The sequence below is a fragment of the Streptomyces sp. CB01580 genome (assembly GCF_001905795.1).
In the GTDB taxonomy this organism is placed as follows: domain Bacteria; phylum Actinomycetota; class Actinomycetes; order Streptomycetales; family Streptomycetaceae; genus Streptomyces.
This window is the reverse complement of the sequence record NZ_LIXJ01000002.1, coordinates 238,577-255,908: the sequence shown is the minus strand read 5'-3', so window position 1 is coordinate 255,908 and position 17,332 is coordinate 238,577. Positions and strand designations below refer to the sequence as shown.

Genomic DNA, 17,332 nt, shown 5'->3' with positions numbered 1-17,332 from the left:
GGGACACGGGACACGGGGCCAAAGCACTCACCGGAACGAAACACCACCAGGACGAAGCTCTCACCGGGACGAGGCGCCCGGCCCGGCGTTCACCCGTGCGCCGCGCGCCGTGCCCCTGTGCCCGGAGCGCACTTCCCTACGTTCGTACGGTGAGCCTCTCCCGCATCTGTCTCCTCACGTCCCTGGCATCCCTGACGTCCCTGGTCGCGGGTGTCCTGATCGCACCGCCGCCGCCCGCCTCCTACGCGGCCGTGCCCCGCTCGCCCGCGCCCACCGACTGCGACCACGACGCCGACCCCGCCTGGGCCCTGTCCTCCACACGATTCGGGGAGGCCGGCGGCTACACCCCGTACGTCGGCAACGGATACCTGGGCCACCGGGTGCCCGCCGCGGGCGCGGGATACGCGGCGACGGGCGAGAAGACCGGCTGGCCGCTGTTCACCCCGCGCTACGACGGCGCCTTCGTCTCCGGCCTGTACGGACGCGACAAGAACCTCGCCGCCGGCCGCGAGGTGATCGCCGCCCTGCCGAGCTGGACGACCCTCGACGTACGCGTCGGCGACGAGACCTACGGCTCCGACACGCCACCGGCCCGGATCTCGCGCTACCGCCAGACGCTGTTCCTCCGCTGCGGTCTGGTGCGCACGTCGCTGCGCTGGACCACGGCCGACGGACGCGCGACGGACCTCACGTACGAAGTGCTCGCCGACCGGTCCGACGCGCACACCGGCGCCGTACGGCTGCGCATGACCCCGCGCTGGAACGGCACCGCGACCGTCACCGCCCGGCTGGACCCACAGGGCGCGCGCCGCATCGACCTGGAGCCCGACGGCACGTTCCGCACCCGGGGGACCGGAACGACGGGCGCGATCGCCCAGACCCTGCGCACCTCCGGACCGGGTACGACGCACGGGTCCGGCAACCCACGGGCAGACAACCCACAGACCGGCAGCCGACAGACCGGCACCTCGCCAACCGGCGCGCACCGGACGAGCACGCGCCAGGTGCGCGCCGGGCGCACGTACACCTTCGAGAAGTACGTCGGCGTCGACACCACGCTCACCTCGTCCGACCCGCGCACCACCGCCCGCGCGGCGTCGACGCGCGCGGCCCGGCGCGGCTGGACGGACATACTCGCCGCGAACGCCGCGGTCTGGCGCAGGGCATGGGCGGCCGACATCTCCGTACCGGACAGCCCCGAGCTGCGGAAATGGCTGCGATCCGCGCAGTACGGCCTGCTCACCGCCACCCGGTCCGGCTCCCTTGACAGCATCGCCCCGACCGGGCTGACCAGCGACGACTATGCCGGCCTGATCTTCTGGGATGCCGAGATCTGGATGTACCCCGGGCTGCTCGTCACCCGTCCCGAAGCGGCCCGTTCGATCGTGGAGTACCGCTACCGCACCCGCGCAGCCGCCCGCGCCAACGCCCGCAAGCTCGGGTACCGGGGCCTGTTCTACCCGTGGACGAGCGCGAGCCGGGGCGACCTGTGGAAGGAGTGCCACAGCTGGGACCCCCCGCACTGCCTCACCCAGATCCACCTCCAGGGCGATGTCTCGCTCGCCGTCTGGCAGTACTACCTGGCGACCGGGGACCGCGCCTGGCTGTCCGGACACGGCTGGCCGCTGCTCCGAGGCATCGCCGAGTTCTGGACCTCCCGGGCCACCGCGAACGGCGACGGCAGCTATTCGCTCAAGGACGTCGCGGGCCCCGACGAGTACAGCAACGGCGTCACCGACGGGGTCTTCACCAACGCCGTCGCCGCTACCGCCCTGCGCAACGCCGCCCGCGCCGCGCGCCTGCTCGGACACCCCGCACCGGCCGAGTGGACACGGGTCGCGGACGGTCTGCGCATCCCGTACGACCCGGCGCGCAAGCTGTTCCTCCAGTACGCGGGCTACAACGGCTCGACGATCAAGCAGGCCGACACGGTGCTGCTGCTCTATCCGCTGGAATGGCCGATGGAGCCGGGCGCCGCCGCGGCCACGCTCGACTACTACGCCACCCGCACCGACCCGGACGGTCCGGCCATGACGGACTCGGTCCACGCGATCGACGCGGCCACGATCGGGGAGGCCGGCTGTGCGACGTACACCTACCTCCAGCGGTCCGTGCGCCCGTTCATGCGCGGCCCGTACGCCCTGTTCAGCGAGGCACGGGGCGCGAAGGCGGGCGCCCAGGACCCGCTGGCCGGGGCCCCCGCCGAGGACTTCCTCACCGGGAAGGGCGGTTTCCTCCAGGTCTTCACCCACGGGCTGACGGGGCTTCGGCTGCGCGAGGACGGGGTACGGCTCGACCCCCTGCTGCCCCCGCAGCTCGGCCGCGGCGTCACGCTGACAGGCCTGCGTTACCGGGGCCGCGTCTTCGACATCGCTATCGGCCCCCTGACGACCACGGTCCGTCTGACCTCCGGCACCCCGTTCACCCTCCACACCCCCACCGGCCCCCGCCTCCTCACGGGCACCCTCGCCCTCCCCACCCGCCGCCCCGACCTCGCCGCCACGACGGACGCGGCCCGCTGCCGTCCGGTGACAGCGACCTCCGAGTCCCCCGGCCTGTATGCGGTGGCCGCCGTCGACGGCAGCCCGGCCACCTCCTGGTCCCCGGACGGCGCGACGGGCTCACTGACGGTCGACCTGGGACGCGCCGCCCCGGTGACCTCCGTCCACCTGGAATGGACGGACGCGCGCTCCGTCCCGTACCGCCTGGAAACCTCGACGACCGGCACCGTCTGGCACCCGTACCACCCGGGCGCGACGGCCCGCCTGGTGCGCCTGACGGTCACCGCACCGGACCCGGAGAAGCCGGCGAGCGTACGGGAACTGACGGTCAGACAGCCCTGATCGGCGGGTGCGCGGATCCCTCCGACGGCCGTCCCGTACGTCTGGCGTACGAGGCGGCCCGGCGCACCCGAACACCTGAGTGCTGCTCACCTGAACCGAATGCTCGCGAACCGCCCGGCCGCCCGCCCCTGCCGACCTGCCGATTCACCAGGCCGGTGACATGGCGCCATCTCACCCACCACGCACTGAACCGGCGGACCTTCGCCGGCTGGACATACCTGACGCCGGAGCCGACCGGTCGGCCGATGAGACTGCGCGGATGGGACCCACCGCCCCTACCCTGCTGCGGACATCCCGGGTCGGACGGCCTTGCACCGGCCAGGTCACACGTTGGCGCGGAACGTCCTCCACAGGGCTGCGCGCACGACTGCCCGAGCCAGGCCGTGCCGAGTTGTCAGTGGCGGATGCTTGCATGGCGCCATGAGCACTGTGCACGAGACCGCCGCCCATCTCCCTGGCCCCGCCGAACTCCGCGCTCATCTGCACGCGTTGGCGCTTCTGGACGCCACGATCGGCGACGATCCGCGGTTCTGCCGCCACACCTTCGACACGGCCTGGGGCCCTGGTGAAGAGGCAGCCCTGATGAAGAACGGCTCGGGAGACGACTTCTCCGTACTCTTCACCCTGGCCGGCGTGCTCATACGCGGCTTCGACCACGAGTCGGAGATGAGCCCGTACGGGACGGACGACGAGCAGGTCTGGCCCGGCGTCATCGACGAAGTACCTGCCGCGCTGAGTCCGCTCCTGAACGAACCCGCCTTCCGCGACGAGGGTATCGACGCCCCTCGCGTCACCGCCTGTCTGTGGCGGGAAACCGGCGACACGGCCTGGCGCACCGGCTCGGCCATCGCCTTCCCGCCGGGCAGTGACGACCCGGACGGCTCCGGCTTCCTCTTTCGCCTCCTGGCCGACCGCTCCCCCGAGACCGTCCAGGCCCACTTCGAGGATTACTACGAACGTCCCATCCCCCTCGACGCCGTCCGCCACGTCCTTGCCGGAAGCCCCCTCACTCCTGCGATCGCCGCGGCCCTCAACCCGGCCGCTCTCTCGGACGCCGCCCTGCTCCGCAGGATCACCGCGCATCCCGAGGTCGCCTCCTACCTGGCCTGCGACGGCGAGTTCGACCTCGCCCGCACCGAGCCGATCGAGTCGATCGCCCTGCCCAACAGCCTGCCGGTGGAGCCCGTCGCCGGCTGTAACGCGGGGGGCACCCACTACCTCTGCGGCCCGGCCGTCTCCGACGGGCCCCGCCCCGTCCTCTACACCGACTCCGAGGGCCAGGCGTCATTGATCGCCGAGTCCCTGGCCGAGGCCCTCACCCTCGCCATCGTCCTCCCGTCCTGGCACGACGCCCTGGCCGGCTTCCGCCCTCCTGCTCTCAACTCCGACTACCTCGACGACCACCCGGACCACCCCACCGTCCGCGACCGACTGCTCGCCACCCTTCGGCTCCCCCCGGCCACCGAGCGGGAAGTCCTGGCCCGCCTCCTCGCCACTGCCGCCCGTACCGTTCCCGACGGCTTCCTCCCGTACGCCTCCGACGAGGAGGACTCCTCCTTCCAACCGATGCTCGAACCACTTGCCGACTAGTGCCGTGACCGCCAAGGTTTGCCCGGAAGGAACGGCGTCCGGTACGTGCGATCGCAAGGCGGCCGAAAGCCCTCGGATGGGGTCTCCCCTGCTCGAACGAAGTCGAGAGCTTAGGGAAGGGCTACGTGGGCTCTCGGCCAACGCCGAAGGGGGTCCCCCCTGGCCCTTAAGGCCTTGGGGGAGTGCGTGCCGGATGGTGCGACGGGGCAAACGTTGCCGGGAGCGGCACTAGGGTCTCGGAGACCTCATGGGGAGGGCCGACACACCGGGGCGGTTCCGCGTGCGCGTCCCGTCAGCCGCCAACGCCCCCTCGGCGCCGCCTTCCAGCCATGTCCAGATGACCATGCGTCAGGAAGTCCAGCACCCATCCAGCACGCAAACCGGCAAGGGGCCGACTCCCGAAAGAGTCGACCCCATCTCACCTGCATGTTTTGCCAGGCCGGCCAATGCGGTGCTGCTTCATCCGCTCACACGTTGAAGCGGAACTCCACCACGTCGCCGTCCTGCATCACGTAGTCCTTGCCCTCCATGCGGGCCTTGCCCTTGGCGCGGGCCTCGGCGACCGAGCCGGTTTCGACCAGGTCCTCGAAGGAGATGATCTCCGCCTTGATGAAGCCCTTCTGGAAGTCGGTGTGGATCACACCGGCCGCCTCGGGGGCGGTGGCGCCCTTCTTGATCGTCCAGGCCCTGGCCTCCTTGGGGCCCGCCGTCAGGTAGGTCTGGAGGCCCAGGGTGTCGAAGCCGACGCGGCCGAGGGTGGCGAGGCCGGGCTCGTCCTGGCCCATGGACTGGAGGAGTTCCAGGGCCTCGTCGTCGTCGAGCTCGATCAGCTCGGACTCGATCTTGGCGTTGAGGAAGATCGCCTCGGCGGGGGCGACCAGCGCGCGCTGCTCGTTCTTGAAGTCCTCGTCGACCAGCTCGTCCTCGTCGACGTTGAAGACGTAGAGGAAGGGCTTGGTGGTGAGCAGGTGCAGCTCGTGGAGGAGCCTGCCCTTCTCGGTGCCCGCCGTGATGCCCGCGGCGAAGAGGGTCTGGCCGGACTCCAGGATCTTCTGGGCCTCCTCGACCGCGGCGAGGACCGCGACCTTGTCCTTCTGGAGGCGGGACTCCTTCGTGAGGCGCGGGACGGCCCTCTCGATGGACTGGAGGTCGGCGAGGATCAGCTCGGTGTTGATCGTCTCGATGTCGTCCTTCGGCGAGACCTTGCCGTCGACGTGGACGACGTTCTCGTCCTTGAAGGCTCGGATGACCTGGCAGATCGCGTCCGACTCACGGATGTTCGCGAGGAACTTGTTGCCCAGACCCTCGCCCTCCGAGGCGCCGCGCACGATGCCGGCGATGTCGACGAAGTCGACCGTCGCGGGCAGCAGCCGCTGGGAGCCGAAGATCTCCGCCAGCGTGTTCAGACGCGCGTCGGGGACGCCGACGACACCGACATTGGGCTCGATCGTGGCGAACGGGTAGTTGGCCGCCAGCACGTCGTTCTTGGTCAGGGCGTTGAACAGGGTCGACTTGCCGACATTCGGCAGACCGACGATTCCGATCGTGAGCGACACGTTGGCGACTTCCTGAAGGATGGGAGGGCGGGGTGGCCTCGGCCCGGGTGGGCCGATTCTCCAGTTTACGGGCGGGGGCGAGCAGCCGGTCCGGCAACCGGGCTCCGGCAGGCACGGCCCGAGGCTCCGACGGGCCCGGCCCGGTCCCCGGGGCCCGCCGGTCACGGGTCGGCGTCCCGGCGGGCACGGACGGCCGGGCGGCCCAGGGGCCCCGCGGGCATCGACGGCCCGGGTTCCCGTGGGCGCGGCCCAGGGGTCCCGCAGGCACGGACCGCCCGGGACCTCCGGGACCTCCCGTAGGCGCGGCCCCGCGTTCCGAGGGCCGTGGAATCCGATGCGAAACCGACGGGAAGCCGGTGGGAAGTCGGCCGTTCGGGCCGGGAGCGGACCCGGCTCGGTCAGGAGTGGTTCGGTTCCCGTTCGGCCGTGTGGCATCGAACTCACCCCCGACGTCACCCAAAGGGCGTGTCCCGCACCCGCTTCCTGCCGTCCGGCGACCTACGTTGTCACGGTGGAGCAGCCCAGAACACGTCCCCCGCAGCGCCCGCAGCGCGGCCAGTCCCAGCAGGCCCCGCCGTCCCCGCAGGGCACCATCGACGAAGCCGCCACCGCCTACCGGGTGGTGGACGCGAAGCCGGGAGGCCGGTCCCGGCCGGTGCCGCCCGTCGTTCTCGCGCTCCGCAGGCTGCCCAATCCCCGGCTGACCGGCATCGGCGCGGGGCTCTTCGCCGCCGCCGTCATGTTCGTGCTGGCGTGCCTCGACTCGCTGCTGTTCGACGGCTCGGCGACCGTGTACGGCGTGCTGTTCCTGCCGGTCAGCGCGCTGACCGCGCTGTGGGTGCGGCCCGCAGACCTGGTGACGGCCCCGATCATCGTGCCGATCGCGTTCGCCGTCGGGATCATCCCGATCTCCGGCGGTGACGGAGGTTTCGCCGGTCAGACCATGGCGCTCGTCACCGCCCTCGCCGTGCACGCGGGCTGGCTGTACGGCGGCACGCTCGTCGCCGGGCTCATCACGACCGTGCGGAAGGTACGGATGATGCGCCTGCGGCAACGGCAGCGCCGGGAGATGTCCGCCGCGCAGGCGCCCCGCGACCCGAGGGAGACGCGCCGTCCCCGGCGCTGACCACGGCGGCGGCCGGTGCGGAGAGCCTCGGGCCGTTGCCGAGTCCGGGCCCTCGGGCCCCCCGAGGCCGGGGCGGAGCCCCCGAGCCGGGCTCGGGGGCTCGTTCGCAGGTCGGTGCGCGCTCCTTGCCGGGGCGTACGCACGCAGGGTGTACGTCTGCGTGGGGGCGCTTGCGTATGGCTCACGGCTCGTACACGGCCGCCCGGCGGACAGGCACTGTACGCACGCCCCCGCGGCCCTTCCGGCTTCCGCGCCTCTGCGCCCTGTCCGATCTACGCCCTGTCCGACGCCGCCATCGCCGCGCCCACGATGCCCGCGTTGTTCTGCAGCTCCGCCGGCACCATCTCGGCCCGGACGTGTTCGATCAGTGGCAGGAACTTGTCGGCCTTGCGGCTGACCCCGCCGCCGATGATGAAGAGCTCGGGCGAGAACAGCATCTCCACGTGCATCAGATACTTCTGCACCCTGCGCGCCCAGTGGTGCCAGCCGAGGCCCTCGTCCTCCTTGACCTTGGTGGAGGCGTGCGTCTCCGCGTCGCGGCCGTCCAGCTCCAAGTGGCCCAGCTCCGTGTTGGGGACGAGCCTGCCGTCGGTGAACAGGGCGCTGCCGATCCCCGTACCGAACGTCAGCATGATCACGGTTCCCCCGCGGCCCCTCCCCGCGCCGAACGCCATCTCCGCGATGCCCGCGGCGTCGGCGTCGTTCAGGAGGGTGACGGGCAGGCCGAGCCGGTCGCTCAGGATCCGGCGGGCCTCCGCGTCGATCCAGCTCTTGTCGACGTTGGCCGCGGAGCGGGTGCACCCGTCGGTGACGACGCCGGGGAACGTGATGCCCACCGGCCCCGACCAGCCGAAGTGCCCGACCACCTCGGCCACGTGGTCGGCCACGTCCTTGGGCGTGGCCGGGTGCGGTGTGAGTACTTTGTAGCGCTCCTGCGCCAGGTCTCCGCGCTCCAGGTCAACGGGAGCGCCCTTGATCCCGGATCCGCCGATGTCCACGCCGAAGATCTCCATGGAATCCACGGTACGGGCAGGCGGCCCGGCCCACTTCCCGGAGCGCGAAACCGCCACAGCCGCCGCGGTCGCCCTGCGCCTGTGGGCGGCTGTGACGGCTGTGACGGTTCCGAGCGCTTCTGCGACCCCACCCTCATCGGTGGCTCCGGCGCTTCGGCGGGTCCGACCGCATCGGTGACTCCGCCGCTTCGGTGGCTTCGTCGGCTTCGGTCGGAGCTACTTCCCCTCGACCAGTTCAGCGGCTTCGGCCCGCAGGTCGCGGCGGAGTTCCTTCGGCAGCGAGAACGTGATGGACTCCTCGGCCGCCTTCACGATCTCCACGTCCTCGAAGCCGCGCCGCGACAGCCACTCCAGGACGCCGTCGACCAGCACCTCGGGAACGGACGCGCCCGAGGTGACACCGACCGTGGAGACGCCCTCCAGCCACGCCTCGTCGATCTCATCGGCGAAGTCGACCAGGTGGGCGTCGCCGGCACCGGCGCCGAGGGCGACCTCGACCAGGCGGACCGAGTTCGAGGAGTTCTTGGAGCCGACGACGATCACGAGGTCGGCGTCCGCGCCCATCTGCTTCACCGCGGTCTGCCGGTTCTGCGTGGCGTAGCAGATGTCGTCGCTGGGCGGCGAGACCAGGAGCGGGAACTTCTCCTTGAGCGCGCCGACCGTCTCCATCGTCTCGTCGACGGAGAGCGTGGTCTGGGAGAGCCACACGACCCTCGACGGGTCGCGCACCTCGACGTTGGTGACGTCCTCGGGGCCGTCGACCAGCGTGATGTGGTCGGGGGCCTCGCCTGAGGTGCCGATGACCTCCTCGTGGCCCTCGTGGCCGATCAGGAGGATGTCGAAGTCCTGCTGCGCGAAGCGGACGGCCTCCTTGTGGACCTTGGTGACCAGGGGGCAGGTCGCATCGATCGTGGCGAGCTTCCGCTCGGCCGCCTCCTGGTGCACGGTCGGCGCGACGCCGTGCGCGGAGAACATCACGATCGAGCCCTCGGGGACCTCCGCCGTCTCCTCGACGAAGATCGCGCCCTTCTTCTCCAGGGTCTGTACGACGTACTTGTTGTGGACGATCTCGTGGCGTACGTAGACCGGGGAGCCGTACTGCTCCAGGGCCTTCTCCACGGCGATCACGGCACGGTCCACGCCCGCGCAGTAGCCACGAGGAGCGGCGAGCAGGACGCGGCGGGGTGTCGGAGCAGTCATGGGCCCCATCGTAAGGCCGCGCCGGACGGGCGGAAGATCGACGGGGTCGCCAGACTGATGCGTACGCGATCTGGTGCGTGCGCGATCGACGGAGGGCTCATGTCGGGGACCGGAGGCGGCAGCGGCGACGGCGGGGACAGCGGCGACGTGGGCACGGAGGTGAAGGGCGCGCACCAGGAGCCGGGCCGACTGCGGCGGACGCTCGGATTCCGGGATCTGGTGGTCTACGGACTCCTCTTCATCGCGCCGATGGCGCCCGTCGGGGTGTTCGGAACGCTCGACGCGAAATCGGGCGGCGCGGTCGCGCTGGTCTACGTCGCGGCGACGGTCGTGATGGCGTTCACGGCCTTCAGCTACGCCCAGATGGTGCGCGTCGCCCCGCTGGCGGGTTCGGTCTTCGCCTACGCGCGCAAGGGGCTCGGGGAGGGGGCGGGGTTCGTCGCGGGGTGGATGGCGATGCTCGACTACCTCCTGATCCCGGCCGTCGCCTACCTCTTCTCCGGGATCGCGCTGAACGCGCTCGTGCCGTCGGTGTCGCGATGGGTGTGGACGGCGCTCGCCGTCGTCGTGACTACGCTGCTCAATCTGTGGGGCGTACGGGCCGCCGCCCGGGTCGGGTTCGCGGTCCTGTTGATGGAGATCTTGGTGCTGCTGGTATTCCTGGTGTCGGCGGTGGCGGTGCTCCTACGGGGCGGGGCGCAGCGCGGCTGGTTGACCCCGTTCACGGGCGACTCCGGTTTCGCCCTGTCGGCGGTGCTGGGCGCGGTGTCGGTCGCGGTGCTGTCGTACCTGGGCTTCGACGCGATCGCCTCGTTCGCCGAGGAGGTGACGGGCGGCTCGGCGAAGGTGGCGCGGGCGGTGCTGTTCTGTCTGGTGCTCGCAGGCACGCTGTTCGTGGCGCAGGGGTACCTGGCGGCTCTGCTGGAGCCGATGACGTCGGCGGAACTGGCCACCGATCCGGCCGCGCAGGGGTCGGCGTTCTACGACACGGTGGACGCGTCGGTCGGAACCTGGCTGCACGATCTGGTGGCGGTCAGCAAGGCGGTCGGGGCGGCCTTCGCGGCGCTGGCGGGGCAGGCGGCCGCGGGACGTCTGGTGTTCGCGATGGCCAGGGAGCGCCGGTTGCCGTCGCTGCTGTCCAGGGTCGATCCGCGGTCGGGAGTACCGCGGTTCGCGATCCTGCTGGCGGCGGCGATCACGCTGGTGGCCGCCGTGTGGGCGGCCCGGCGCCCCGACGGTCTCGACCATCTGGTGTCGGTCGTCGACATCGGGGCGCTGACGGCGTTCGTGCTGCTGCACGCGTCGGTGGTCGGCTGGTTCGCCGTACGCCGGATGGCGGGGCCGCCGAGCTGGTGGCGGCATGTGCTGGTGCCGGTGGTGGGTGCGGGGGTGCTGGTCGCGGTGATCATGGCGGCGACCGCGAGCGCCCAGGTGGTGGGGGTGTGCTGGCTGGGAGTGGGGTTGGTGGTGCTGGCGGTGCAGTGGGGGCGGCGACCGGCGTGACGGAGCCGCACGCCCCGCTCCCGGCGGATGTACGTCCCGACAGCAGTGCGTCCCGACAGCTGTGCGTTCCGGCGGACGCGCGGTGCGGGAGCGAGGTGGGGGACGGCGACGGCGTGGCCGGTTCGGGGGCGGCCGATTGTCGGTGCCGGCGGATACGCTCACTCGCATGGCTCTCCAAACGTCCGCCGAAGCTCCGCTGCCCGTCGGCGAGGTGTCGCGGCTCATCGGTGGCTGGATCGACCGGCTCGGGGCGGTCTGGGTCGAAGGACAGATCACCCAGCTGTCACGGCGGCCCGGCGCCGGTGTGGTCTTCCTGACGCTGCGCGATCCCTCGCGGGACGTCTCGGTGGGCGTGACGTGCTTCCGGCAGGTCTTCGACCGGATCGCCGACGTGGTGACGGAGGGGGCGCGGGTCGTCGTCCTCGCGAAGCCCGAGTGGTACGCGCCCCGCGGGCAGCTGTCGCTGCGGGCCACGGAGATACGGCCGGTCGGCGTCGGTGAGCTGCTGGTCAGGCTCGAACAACTGAGGAAGTCGCTGGCCGCCGAGGGCGTCTTCGCGCTCGACCGGAAGAAGCCGTTGCCGTTCCTGCCCCAGCTGATCGGGCTGGTCTGCGGGCGGGCCTCGGCGGCCGAGCGCGATGTGCTGGAGAACGCCCGCCGCCGGTGGCCCGCCGTGCGGTTCGAGGTGCGGAACACGGCGGTGCAGGGGGTGCACGCGGTCAACCAGGTGATCCAGGCCGTGAAGGAGCTGGACGACCTCCCGGATGTCGACGTGATCGTCGTGGCCCGGGGCGGCGGCAGCGTGGAGGACCTGTTGCCGTTCTCGGACGAACAGCTGATCCGTACGGTCGCCGCGTGCCGTACGCCGGTGGTGTCCGCGATCGGTCATGAGCCGGATTCCCCGCTGCTCGACCTGGTCGCCGACCTGCGCGCCTCGACGCCGACGGACGCGGCGAAGAAGATCGTGCCCGATGTGGGCGAGGAGCTGGACCGGGTGCGACAGCTGCGGGACCGGGCGTTGCGGTCGGTCCGGGGGCTGCTGGATCGGGAGGAGCGGGGGCTGGCGTACGCGCTGGCCAGACCGTCGATGGAGCACCCGCAGCGGATGGTGGACGAACGGGAGTCGGAGATCGACGCCCTGGTCGGACGGAGCCGGCGGGTGCTGGGGCATCTGCTGGACCGGGCCGACTCGGAGCTCGCCCACACCCGGGCGCGTGTGGTCGCGCTGTCGCCCGCGGCGACCCTGGAGCGCGGATACGCGGTGCTGCAGCGTGCGGACGGCCATGTGGTGCGGGCTCCCGAGGACGCGGGACCGGTGGGTGAGGTGCTCCGGGCGCGGGTGTCGGGAGGCGAGTTCGCGGTGCGGGTGGCCGAGTGAGCCCCGGCCGTGCCGCGCTACGAGGGACCACGCCACGCGGGCCCGCACCACGACGGGCAGGACAGCACCGCACGCCCTCGGCGCGGTGCGCGGACGGCGGCGATGACGGACGACGAGGTCGAGGGCCCGAGGCGGGCCGGAACGTAGGGTGAGGCATATGACGGACGACGGGGCCGCGACGGCCGGTGCCACGGGCACGCTCGGATACGAGCAGGCCCGTGACGAGCTGATCGAGGTGGTACGCCGCCTGGAGGCGGGCGGTACGACGCTGGAGGAGTCCCTCGCTCTCTGGGAGCGGGGCGAGGAGCTGGCGAAGGTGTGCCGGCACTGGCTGGAGGGCGCCCGCGCGCGGCTGGACGCTGCCCTGGCCGGACCGACCGGCCCCCAGAAGGCCGACGACGCGCCCCTGCGGGACGGTGGCGGCGCGGCGGGCGACGACGACTAACTCCGGTGTCCGAGGACGTCCAGGGGCGACCGAGGACGTCCGGGGCCGCTGCGGATTCCCGGATGCCCCACGCCGACGCCGCCCTGCCCGGTCCTGACGCACTGACCCGTCCCACGGACGTTGCCTGCGTCCTGTGGAACGGATCACTCCCCTCCGGGTTTAGTTGAAAGTTAATACACCTCTGCCTTACGGTGTTCCGCGTTGCACGAACCACGCGCACAATCCGGAAGGCAGTACCGCACCATGTCCCTCGTTCTCGACCCCGCCGCGCAGGACCTCCTCTTCCGTGAGGCCCGTACCGCCAACACCTTCACCGACGAGCCGGTCACCGATGAGCAGGTCCAGGCGATCTACGACCTGGTCAAGTACGGCCCCACCGCGTTCAACCAGTCGCCGCTGCGCGTCGTCCTGGTCCGCTCCGACGACGCCCGCGCGCGCCTCGTGAAGCACATGGCCGAGGGCAACCAGCCGAAGACCTCCACCGCCCCGCTGGTCGCGATCCTGGCCACGGACAACGAGTTCCACGAGGAGCTTCCGGCCCTGCTGCCGCACTTCCCGCAGGCCAAGGACGCCTTCTTCTCCGAGCGCCCGGTCCGCGAGTCGTCCGCCGCGCTCAACGGCTCGCTGCAGGCCGCGTACTTCATCCTGGGTGTCCGCGCCGCCGGCCTGGCCGCCGGCCCGATGACCGGCTTCGACGCCGCGGGCATCGAGAAGGAGTTCCTGGACGGCGACCACAACGTGCTGATGGTCGTCAACATCGGCAAGCCGGGCGAGGACGCCTGGTTCCCGCGTCTGCCGCGCCTCTCCTACGACGAGGTCATCACGACCGTCTGATCGCGCGACGCGGACAGGAAGAAGGCCCCGGAGCAGCGCCGCTCGCTGCCGATCCGGGGCCTCTTCCATGCGCCGTGACGCGCACGGGGACCACCGCCCGAAGCGCGCCTCGGGGCACCCCGGGCGCTCCGTGCGCCGGGACGCCCCGAGGGCGACGCGCCTGAAATCCGGCGGGTCGGGAATCCTGACGGGTCGGGGATCCGGCGGGTCAGGGATCCGGCGGGTCAGGGATCCGGCGGGTCAGGATTCCTTGAGCGCGGCGGCCATCTCCGCCAGCCGTTCCGTCGGGGCGGACCCCGTCACCACCGTGGTCCCGTCCTTGCCCCGGAGCACGAGGGCGTCGTACTTGTCGCCCTTCCAGTGCTGCCACGCCTCACCGGCGACCTGCCGGGTGCGCCCGGTGTTCTTGGCGTTCTGGCTGACCTCGGTCACGTACTTCTCCGCCAGGGAGGTGGACTGCTCCACCGCGACGTACTTGCCGTCCGGGTCGAGGAAGCCCAGGTGCCAGCTGTCGCCGTTCTTGCGGTCGTAGCTGACCGAGGTCGGCTTCCAGTCCTTGGCGAGCCCGTCCGGGGCGGCCACCGGGTACGGCGCCGCGCGCCGCGCCGTCACCAGCTCCACCCGGTAGTCGATCGCCTCGACCGGGTTGGCGTTCTCGTCGTGCGGAACGAAGATGTAAACGAGCCCTGCCGTGCCGGTGGCCACCGCCATCGACAGGAACATCCCCCGCACCGTCTGCTTGCCTCGCTTGCTAGCCACGGGTCCATGGTCGCATCAGAGACGGCGGGCCCGTCGCTCGGGTCAAGCGCTCAAAAGTGACCCGGTCTGCTCATTTTATCGACCTGGCGATAGAGTCATTGCACCCTCTTCCGGTCGTCGCCGTACAGAAAGGTGCGCTCCGATGTCCGAGCATCATCTGCCGTCCCAGCTCGAGGTCTCCCCGGAGGCCCCCGACCGCAACCTCGCCCTGGAGCTGGTCCGGGTCACCGAGGCCGCCGCCATGGCGGCGGGGCGCTGGGTCGGCCGCGGAGACAAGATCGGCGCCGACGGGGCCGCCGTGAAGGCCATGCGTACCCTCGTTTCCACCGTGTCGATGAACGGCGTCGTCGTCATCGGCGAGGGCGAGAAGGACGAAGCCCCCATGCTGTTCAACGGGGAGCGCGTCGGTGACGGCACGGGCCCCGAGGTCGACATCGCGGTGGACCCGATCGACGGCACGACGCTCAACGCCAAGGGCATGCCGAACGCGATCGCCGTGCTGGCCGCCGCCGACCGCGGCGCCATGTTCGACCCGTCCGCGGTCTTCTACATGGACAAGCTGGTCACGGGACCCGAAGCAGCCGACTTCGTCGACATCAACGCGCCCGTCTCGGTGAACATCCGCCGTGTCGCGAAGGCGAAGAACTCCTCCCCCGAGGACGTCACCGTCGTCGTCCTCGACCGCCCGCGCCACGAGGGCATCGTGAAGGAGATCCGGGAGACCGGCGCCCGCATCAAGTTCATCTCCGACGGCGACGTCGCGGGCTCGATCATGGCCGCCCGCGAGGGGACCGGCGTGGACCTGCTGATGGGCATCGGCGGTACACCGGAGGGCATCATCTCGGCGTGCGCCATAAAGTGCCTCGGCGGTGTCATCCAGGGCAGGCTCTGGCCGAAGGACGAGGCCGAGCGGCAGCGCGCCCTGGACGCCGGGCACGACCTGGACCGGGTGCTGTCCACCGACGACCTGGTCAGCGGCGACAACGTGTTCTTCGTCGCGACCGGCATCACGGACGGCGAGCTGATGCGCGGCGTGCGGTACCGCGCGGAGACGGCGACCACCGAGTCGATCGTCATGCGGTCCAAGTCCGGCACCATCCGGAAGATCGACTCGACGCACCGGCTCTCGAAGCTCCGCGCCTACAGCGCGATCGACTTCGACCGCGCGAAGTAACCCCCTTCCCCGCGGACCGGTGGGTCCGGCCCGTGGGCCCGTTCCCGAGCGCAGGGGACGTATGCGAAGAGGCGCCCCTATTGTGCGGTGGGGCGCCTCTTCGCGTGCACGAGGGCGCCCGCGCGCGTGGACGGGCCCGCTCCCCGGCCGTCCGCTCGCCGGCGCTGCGCGGCCGTGTGCCCGTCAGCCCGCCGCGGCGACGCGGTTCGGCGCCCCGGTGGACGCCGCCGAGGCCTTCAGCTCCATCTCGCGCCGCCTGCGCCGGGCGAGCACCACGCGACGCTCGGCGGCGGTGAGGCCGCCCCACACGCCGTACGGCTCCGGCTGTATGAGCGCGTGCTCCTGGCACTCGACCATCACCGGGCAGCGCGCGCAGACCCGCTTCGCGGACTCCTCCCGCGCGAGCCTGGCGGCGGTCGGTTCCTTCGACGGAGCGAAGAACAGCCCGGCCTCGTCGCGGCGGCACACCGCCTCCGAGTGCCAGGGGCCGGCCTGGTCCTCCCGAGCGGGAATGCGCTGGGGAGGAACGGCGGCGACCTGCAGGGGCTGATGCGGCAGTTGCAGCACGGTCTACTCCTGACGACGGCTTCGGAGCGAGAAGACGATGCAGCAGTCCCTACCCGCTGTGCGTGCGCCTATGCACTGAGTGGCCCTCGGTTCCGGGCCCCACAAGTGCCTCTGGTCAGGGATTTGGCTGAATTTCGAAGGCGATTCGAAGGCGATTCGAAGGCGATTCGAAGGCGATTCCGGGGCGGTTCGAGGAGGGTCCGAAGTCGGTTCCGGGGCACTTCCGAAACGGCCCGGAAGCGGCTCGAAGGCGACCCGGAATCGGTTCGGGGGCGCCTTGGAAACGCCTTGCGAGCCGCTCGGAGGCAGCCCGCGATGGTTCGGAGGTGGCGCACCGACGTCCGGGAGGAGTTTCGGGAATTCCGAACGGATCCTTCCCGCACGCCCCGCGCCGCCGCCTCAGCCCAGGTGTTTGCGCATCTGCTTGCGCAGCCGGTCCTGGAGGTCCTCGATGAACTTCCCGCGCTTGGGCTTGGCGTCGACGCTGCCGAACACCGAATACCCGTTGACGACGACCACGGGCGCCTCGGGGTCGGCGGATTCCAGCGTGGAGACCTCGAAGCTGCCGAAGACACCGGTGCCGCCGCCGCGCAGCGAGATGTTCTCGGGGACCCTGATGTCGACGCTGCCGAAGACGGAGGTCGCGTTGATCACCGTGAGCCTCTGGCCGAAAAGTGCCTCCGTCAGATCGATCTCCACACTGCCGAAGAAGGCGAAGGCGTTCGTACGGCCGCCGACCCGCCAGCGCCCCCTGCGGGTCGAACTGCTGAAGATCGCCACGAGGCTCTCCGCCGGGCCGCCCGGGCCCGCCGCGTCCTCCTGGCCCTGGACGCCGGGGGCGACGGTCGGGCGGGCGCCGCCGGGCGCGGGCAGATCCCGCACCAGCGGTTCGAGTTCACCCACGGTCTTGGCGCGATAGACCGCGTCGACCCGCTCGGAGTGTTCCTCGGCGGTGAGCCGGCCCTCGGCCATGGCCTCGCGCAGGATGTCCGCGATCCGGTCACGGTCCGCGTCGGAGGCACGGATACCGGCCGGCTCGGCCGGGGCTACGGGCTTCTGGGGGTGCTTTTCGAGGTCCACCGCCCCAGCCTACCGAAACGCGATAGATCGCGACTACCCCTGGCTGCGCCCCGCCGCGTCGCGCCCGTGCCCACATCCATGAAACCCCTGGCCGGCCGCACCACGTGCGCGCCGCCCGGCGACGTCCCCGCCGGCAGCCGTTTCGCCAACACCGCGCCCGCACCCGCGCGCCCCCTCTCGGACAGACACCCGCACGAGCACCCTCGGGCAGACGTCCGGACGAACCCCTTCGGGCGGATGCCCGGACTGAGCCCTACCTCACAG

Annotated in this window: 14 protein-coding genes; 8 read left to right on the top strand and 6 right to left on the bottom strand. The window is 71.4% G+C overall.

Going from position 1 to position 17,332, the window contains the following annotated elements; translation table 11 throughout:
• Window positions 1-149 precede the first annotated feature (149 nt).
• On the top strand, window positions 150-2,843 hold the full coding sequence (locus AMK22_RS03645) for a discoidin domain-containing protein (protein ID WP_073781750.1): 2,694 nt from the start codon (window positions 150-152) through the stop codon (window positions 2,841-2,843).
• Window positions 2,844-3,263: 420 nt separating this feature from the next.
• Window positions 3,264-4,433 carry a hypothetical protein gene (locus AMK22_RS03640; RefSeq protein ID WP_073781749.1) on the top strand — a complete coding sequence of 390 codons (1,170 nt, stop codon included), beginning with the start codon at window positions 3,264-3,266 and terminating at the stop codon, window positions 4,431-4,433.
• Window positions 4,434-4,900: 467 nt separating this feature from the next.
• Here AMK22_RS03640 and ychF read toward each other — a convergent pair whose 3' ends face one another.
• Complete coding sequence (ychF, locus tag AMK22_RS03635; RefSeq protein ID WP_073781748.1) at window positions 4,901-5,989, bottom strand: redox-regulated ATPase YchF; 1,089 nt, start codon at window positions 5,987-5,989, stop codon at window positions 4,901-4,903.
• Between the two features lie 511 nt (window positions 5,990-6,500).
• Here ychF and AMK22_RS03630 point away from each other — a divergent pair.
• Window positions 6,501-7,115, top strand: a complete 615-nt coding sequence (locus AMK22_RS03630) for a DUF6542 domain-containing protein (RefSeq protein ID WP_073781747.1) — start codon at window positions 6,501-6,503, stop codon at window positions 7,113-7,115.
• Window positions 7,116-7,387: 272 nt separating this feature from the next.
• Here AMK22_RS03630 and ppgK read toward each other — a convergent pair whose 3' ends face one another.
• Together ppgK and AMK22_RS03620 are read right to left on the bottom strand one after the other, a co-directional pair.
• Window positions 7,388-8,128 (bottom strand): polyphosphate--glucose phosphotransferase, encoded by a 741-nt coding sequence (ppgK, locus tag AMK22_RS03625; RefSeq protein WP_073781746.1) that lies wholly within the window; start codon window positions 8,126-8,128, stop codon window positions 7,388-7,390.
• 216 nt (window positions 8,129-8,344) lie between these two features.
• Window positions 8,345-9,337 (bottom strand): 4-hydroxy-3-methylbut-2-enyl diphosphate reductase, encoded by a 993-nt coding sequence (locus tag AMK22_RS03620; protein WP_073781745.1) that lies wholly within the window; start codon window positions 9,335-9,337, stop codon window positions 8,345-8,347.
• A 90-nt stretch (window positions 9,338-9,427) separates the two neighbouring features.
• Here AMK22_RS03620 and AMK22_RS03615 point away from each other — a divergent pair, with 90 nt between their 5' ends.
• The 4 genes from AMK22_RS03615 to AMK22_RS03600 all read left to right on the top strand — a co-directional run bounded on the left by AMK22_RS03615 (window position 9,428) and on the right by AMK22_RS03600 (window position 13,488).
• Window positions 9,428-10,831 carry an APC family permease gene (locus tag AMK22_RS03615; RefSeq protein ID WP_079185904.1) on the top strand — a complete coding sequence of 468 codons (1,404 nt, stop codon included), beginning with the start codon at window positions 9,428-9,430 and terminating at the stop codon, window positions 10,829-10,831.
• 166 nt (window positions 10,832-10,997) lie between these two features.
• Window positions 10,998-12,209, top strand: coding sequence for an exodeoxyribonuclease VII large subunit (gene xseA, locus AMK22_RS03610; RefSeq protein WP_073781744.1), 1,212 nt, complete (start codon window positions 10,998-11,000; stop codon window positions 12,207-12,209).
• 157 nt (window positions 12,210-12,366) lie between these two features.
• Window positions 12,367-12,654: an exodeoxyribonuclease VII small subunit gene (locus AMK22_RS03605; RefSeq protein WP_073781743.1), complete on the top strand. Its 288-nt coding sequence runs from the start codon at window positions 12,367-12,369 to the stop codon at window positions 12,652-12,654.
• 243 nt (window positions 12,655-12,897) lie between these two features.
• Window positions 12,898-13,488: a malonic semialdehyde reductase gene (locus AMK22_RS03600; RefSeq protein ID WP_073781742.1), complete on the top strand. Its 591-nt coding sequence runs from the start codon at window positions 12,898-12,900 to the stop codon at window positions 13,486-13,488.
• Window positions 13,489-13,728: 240 nt separating this feature from the next.
• Here AMK22_RS03600 and AMK22_RS03595 read toward each other — a convergent pair whose 3' ends face one another.
• Complete coding sequence (locus tag AMK22_RS03595; RefSeq protein WP_073781741.1) at window positions 13,729-14,247, bottom strand: DUF4245 domain-containing protein; 519 nt, start codon at window positions 14,245-14,247, stop codon at window positions 13,729-13,731.
• 142 nt (window positions 14,248-14,389) lie between these two features.
• Here AMK22_RS03595 and glpX point away from each other — a divergent pair, with 142 nt between their 5' ends.
• Complete coding sequence (gene glpX, locus AMK22_RS03590) at window positions 14,390-15,421, top strand: class II fructose-bisphosphatase (protein WP_073781740.1); 1,032 nt, start codon at window positions 14,390-14,392, stop codon at window positions 15,419-15,421.
• 183 nt (window positions 15,422-15,604) lie between these two features.
• On the opposite strand, the gene AMK22_RS03585 is transcribed toward glpX, so the two are convergent.
• Window positions 15,605-15,988 (bottom strand): WhiB family transcriptional regulator, encoded by a 384-nt coding sequence (locus AMK22_RS03585; protein WP_073781739.1) that lies wholly within the window; start codon window positions 15,986-15,988, stop codon window positions 15,605-15,607.
• 399 nt (window positions 15,989-16,387) lie between these two features.
• Window positions 16,388-17,068, bottom strand: a complete 681-nt coding sequence (locus tag AMK22_RS03580; RefSeq protein ID WP_073781738.1) for a DUF1707 SHOCT-like domain-containing protein — start codon at window positions 17,066-17,068, stop codon at window positions 16,388-16,390.
• Window positions 17,069-17,332 lie beyond the last annotated feature (264 nt).

What these genes read in the sequence shown, in the direction of transcription:
- AMK22_RS03615 (WP_079185904.1), top strand. Translation starts at nt 9,428, where the DNA reads ATGTCGGGGACCGGAGGCGGCAGCGGCGACGGCGGGGACAGCGGCGAC.
- glpX (WP_073781740.1), top strand. Translation starts at nt 14,390, where the DNA reads ATGTCCGAGCATCATCTGCCGTCCCAGCTCGAGGTCTCCCCGGAGGCC.
- AMK22_RS03640 (WP_073781749.1), top strand. Translation starts at nt 3,264, where the DNA reads ATGAGCACTGTGCACGAGACCGCCGCCCATCTCCCTGGCCCCGCCGAA.
- AMK22_RS03605 (WP_073781743.1), top strand. Translation starts at nt 12,367, where the DNA reads ATGACGGACGACGGGGCCGCGACGGCCGGTGCCACGGGCACGCTCGGA.
- AMK22_RS03600 (WP_073781742.1), top strand. Translation starts at nt 12,898, where the DNA reads ATGTCCCTCGTTCTCGACCCCGCCGCGCAGGACCTCCTCTTCCGTGAG.
- xseA (WP_073781744.1), top strand. Translation starts at nt 10,998, where the DNA reads ATGGCTCTCCAAACGTCCGCCGAAGCTCCGCTGCCCGTCGGCGAGGTG.
- AMK22_RS03620 (WP_073781745.1), bottom strand. Translation starts at nt 9,337, where the DNA reads ATGGGGCCCATGACTGCTCCGACACCCCGCCGCGTCCTGCTCGCCGCT.
- ppgK (WP_073781746.1), bottom strand. Translation starts at nt 8,128, where the DNA reads ATGGAGATCTTCGGCGTGGACATCGGCGGATCCGGGATCAAGGGCGCT.